Raw genomic sequence first — 4,307 nt, 5'->3', positions numbered from 1 at the left:
CTCGCACCCCCACCCGGGCCTCCTCCCGCCGAAGTGTCCGGCCTGTTGACGGCCGGCACCACCGGCCCCATTATTCAACGCATGATGAATAACTCGGGGCGGGCGGCCGCCCCGCCCCCGGCCGCCGCCGTCCACGCCGACGGCCTGACCGTCCGCCGCGGCACCGCCCGCGCCCTGCGGACCGTCCTCGACTCCCTCTCCTTCGACGTCCCCCGCGGCCGCATCACCGGCCTCCTCGGCCCCTCCGGCTGCGGAAAGTCCACGCTCATGCGCGCGGTCGCAGGCACCCAGGCCCACGTCACCGGCACCCTCGACGTCCTCGGCCGCCCCGCCGGCCACCCTGAGCTCCGCTCCCGCATCGGCTACGTCACCCAGGCCCCCTCCGTCTACGACGACCTCACCGTCCGGCAGAACCTCGACTACTTCGCCGCCGTCCTCGACCCCGGCCGCGCCGCAGCCGGCCGCCGCCGCGCCGCCGTCACCCGGGCCATCGCCGACGTCGACCTCACCGGCCACGCCGCAGCCCTCGCCGGCAGCCTCTCCGGAGGCCAGCGCAGCCGCGTCTCCCTCGCCGTCGCCCTGCTCGGCGCCCCCGAGCTCCTCGTCCTCGACGAACCGACCGTCGGACTCGACCCCGTCCTGCGCCGCGACCTGTGGAACCTCTTCCACGACCTCACCGCCACCCGCGGCACGACGATCCTCGTCTCCTCCCACGTCATGGACGAGGCCGAACGCTGCCACGACCTCCTCCTCATGCGCGAAGGCCGCCTCCTCGCCCAGGACACCCCCGACGCACTGCGGGCCCGTACGCAGTCCGGCACCGTCGAGGAGGGCTTCCTCCGCCTCGTCGACGAAGCCGACGCCCTCGCCGCCCAGGACCCCGCCCACGGCCTCGCCGCCCAGGAGCAGCCCCGATGAACGCCGCCCGCACCGCCGCCACCGCCGCCCGCGTCCTGCGCCAGCTGCGCCACGACCCGCGCTCCATCGCCCTGATGCTGCTGGTCCCCGTCCTGATGCTGGCCCTGCTCCGCTTCGTCTTCGACGGCAGCCCCCGCACCTTCGACGGCATCGGCGCGTCCCTCCTCGGGATCTTCCCGCTGATCACCATGTTCCTGGTGACCTCCATCGCCACCCTGCGCGAACGCACCTCCGGCACGCTCGAACGCCTCCTCGCGATGCCGCTCGGCAAGGGCGACCTCATCGCCGGCTACGCCCTCGCCTTCGGTGCGGTCGCCGTCGTCCAGTCCCTCCTGGCCACCGGCCTCGCCCTCTGGCTCCTCGGCCTCGACGTCGTCGGCTCCCCCTGGCTGCTCCTGCTCGTCGCCCTCCTCGACGCACTCCTCGGCACCGCCCTCGGCCTGTTCGTCTCCGCTTTCGCCGCCTCCGAGTTCCAGGCCGTCCAGTTCATGCCGGCCGTGATCTTCCCGCAGCTGCTGCTGTGCGGCCTGTTCGCCGCCCGCAGCACCATGCACCCGGTCCTCGAAGCCGTCTCCGACGTCCTGCCCATGTCCTATGCCGTCGACGGCATGACCCAGGTCGTCACCCACACCGACATGACCGCCGACTTCGTCCGCGACGTCCTCGTCGTCGCCGCCTGCGCCCTGCTCGTCCTCGCCCTCGGCGCGGCCACCCTCCGCCGCCGCACTCCCTGACCGCCCGTACTGCGGACACCCACCCCCCACCCGGCGCCCGGGTGCAAGGATGAGGAGGACGACGCAGCACACGTACGCGCACCCAGTTCGGCGAGGTGACACCGCATGACCCAGACAGTCGCAGTCCTCGGTACCGGAAAGATCGGCGAGGCCCTGCTCAGCGGAATGATCCGCGGCGGCTGGCCCGCCTCGAAGCTCCTCGTCACCGCCCGCCGCCCCGAACGCGCCGCGGAGCTCCACGCCCGCTACGGCGTCGAGGCCGTCAGCAATGCCGAGGCCGCCAAGCGCGCCGACACCCTCATCCTCACCGTCAAGCCGCAGGACATGGGCAAGCTCCTCGAAGAACTCGCCCCGCACGTCCCCGCCGACCGCCTCGTCATCAGCGGCGCCGCCGGCATCCCCACCTCCTACTTCGAGGAACGGCTCGCCCCCGGCACCCCGGTCGTCCGCGTCATGACGAACACCCCGGCCCTCGTCGACGAGGCCATGTCCGTCATCTCGGCCGGCAGCCACGCCACCGCCGAGCACCTCGCCCACGCCGAGGAGATCTTCGGCGGCGTCGGCAAGACCCTCCGCGTCCCCGAGTCCCAGCAGGACGCCGCCACCGCCCTGTCCGGCTCCGGGCCCGCCTACTTCTACTTCCTCGTCGAAGCCATGACCGACGCCGGCATCCTCCTCGGCCTGCCCCGCGCCCAGGCCCACGACCTCATCGTCCAGGCCGCCATCGGCGCCGCCGTGATGCTCCGCGACAGCGGCGAACACCCGGTCAAGCTCCGCGAGGCCGTCACCTCCCCCGCCGGCACCACCATCAACGCCATCGTCGAACTCGAACGCCACGGTGTCCGGGCCGCCCTCATCGCCGCCCTCGAAGCCGCCCGCGACCGCAGCCGCGAACTCGCCTCCGGCACCAGCTGACCCGGCCCGCACCCGGGCCCGCACCGGCACCCGGGCCCGCCGTCGCGGCGGGCCCGGGTGGCCGGCGGACCCTACGGTGCCAGCAGCCCGATCGCCTCGTACGCCCGGTCCACCATCGGCCGCGCGATCGCCCGGGCCCGCCCTGCCCCCTCCCGCAACACCCCGTCCACCAGCCCCGGATCGGCCGCCAGTCCCGCATGCCGCTGCTGCACCGGCCGCAACACCTCCACCACCGCCTCGGCGACATCCCGCTTGAGCGCCCCGTACCCGCTGTACCCGTCGGCGAGCGCCGCAGGATCCCCGCCGGTGCAGGCGGCCAGTACGTCCAGCAGGTTCGCCACCCCGGGCCGCGCCTCCCGGTCGTAGACCACCCCGCCGTCCCCGCTGTCGGTCACCGCCCGCATCACCTTCCGGCTCACCACGTCCGGCTCGTCGAGCAGGTAGACCACGCCGGGCCCGCCGCCCATGGACTTCCCCATCTTCGACCGGGGGTCCTGGAGGTCCATGACCCGCGCGGCCACCGCCGGCAGCGTCGCCTTCGGCACCGTGAACGTGTGCCCGTACCGCTGGTTGAAACGCACGGCCAGATCCCGGGTCAGCTCCACGTGCTGCCGCTGGTCCTCACCGACCGGCACCTCGTCGGTCGCGTACGCCAGGATGTCCGCCGCCATCAGCACGGGGTAGGTGAGGAGCGACAGCCGCACACCGGCCCCGGCGGCGTGCGCCTGTGCCGCTTTCTCCTTGTACTGGATCATCCGCCGCAGCTCGCCGTCGGCCGCGGTGCACTCCAGCAGGTACGCCAGCCGCGTGTGTTCGTCCACATGGCTCTGGACGAACAGCGTGCACTTCTCCGGCGCCAGCCCGGCGGCCAGCAGCAGTGTCGCCGCTTGCCGGCTGAGCCGCCGCACCCGTGCCGGATCGTGCTCGACCGTCAGCGAGTGCAGGTCCACGACGCAGAACAGCGCCTCGTCCGGCTTGTGCTCGGCGGCGACCCACTGCCGCACGGCTCCCAGGTAGTTGCCCAGCGTCAGGTGGCCGCTCGGCTTGATACCGCTGAAGATCCGCGCCATGGTTCCGTCTCCCTGTCTGTTCCTGCGGGTGTGGTGGGGTGCCGCTGCGTCCGGCGACCGGGCCACTCCCGGGAGGGGAGAAACGAAAACGGCCGCCGAGGCGGCGGCCGTGAGCGCATGCGTGCTCGCGTGGAAGGTCGGCCGCCGTCAGGCGGCCCACCAGCGAAGGTTGAGCGCGAGCGCATGCGTGGTCATGGGAGCCAGGCTAGCGCCTCGGGCGGGGCCCGTACCGGAGTTGACACGCCCGTGCGTGATCCGTAAGGTTCTTCGAGTTGTCCGAAGTGAGCGCCGACCTCGGTCGGTCCCCGGACAGCCCATCCCGCACTGCATTCGAACGAACGGCGCACTCTGCCGTCTCGTTTTCATGCGTATTTGCGAATGGGGAATCCGCGTTCCAGGACGCAGCCGCCGATTGGCTTCGGGGGCAGGGAATCCGCTAATGTCTCACTCGCCGCAAGGGCCAACGGCCCGCGCAGCAAATCCCGCTGACCGGGAGTCAGGCCGAAAAGGTTCTGATAGAGTCGGACTCGCCGGAAGGGGAAACGCGAAAGCGAAGAACCGGAAAGCGAAGCGCGAAACACTCTGATAGAGTGGGAAACGCAAGAACGAAAGCCCGGAGGAAAGCCCGAGAGGGTGAGTACGAAGGAAGCGTCCGTTCCTTGAGAACTCA

General features: G+C 72.0%; 4 protein-coding genes. 3 read left to right on the top strand and 1 reads right to left on the bottom strand.

Annotation, left to right across the window (positions count from 1 at the left end; all coding sequences use genetic code 11):
- Positions 1-81: 81 nt before the first annotated feature.
- From HYE82_RS34445 to proC, 3 genes are all read left to right on the top strand, one after another.
- The gene (locus HYE82_RS34445; protein ID WP_179178156.1) at positions 82-918 is read left to right on the top strand and encodes an ABC transporter ATP-binding protein; all 837 of its coding nucleotides are present in this window, start codon (positions 82-84) and stop codon (positions 916-918) included.
- Positions 915-1,652 carry an ABC transporter permease gene (locus tag HYE82_RS34440; RefSeq protein WP_179178155.1) on the top strand — a complete coding sequence of 246 codons (738 nt, stop codon included), beginning with the start codon at positions 915-917 and terminating at the stop codon, positions 1,650-1,652. The genes HYE82_RS34445 and HYE82_RS34440 overlap by 4 nt, the downstream gene beginning before the upstream one ends.
- A gap of 105 nt (positions 1,653-1,757) precedes the next feature.
- Complete coding sequence (proC, locus tag HYE82_RS34435) at positions 1,758-2,567, top strand: pyrroline-5-carboxylate reductase (protein ID WP_179178154.1); 810 nt, start codon at positions 1,758-1,760, stop codon at positions 2,565-2,567.
- 71 nt (positions 2,568-2,638) lie between these two features.
- On the opposite strand, the gene trpS is transcribed toward proC, so the two are convergent.
- The gene (gene trpS, locus HYE82_RS34430; RefSeq protein ID WP_179178153.1) at positions 2,639-3,637 is read right to left on the bottom strand and encodes a tryptophan--tRNA ligase; all 999 of its coding nucleotides are present in this window, start codon (positions 3,635-3,637) and stop codon (positions 2,639-2,641) included.
- Positions 3,638-4,307: the final 670 nt, after the last annotated feature.

Origin of the sequence: Streptomyces sp. BR123 (genome assembly GCF_013401435.1) — a bacterium.
GTDB lineage: Bacteria > Actinomycetota > Actinomycetes > Streptomycetales > Streptomycetaceae > Streptomyces.
Note: the sequence above shows the minus strand (reverse complement) of the source record. Positions and strands in the feature narration are given on the sequence as shown.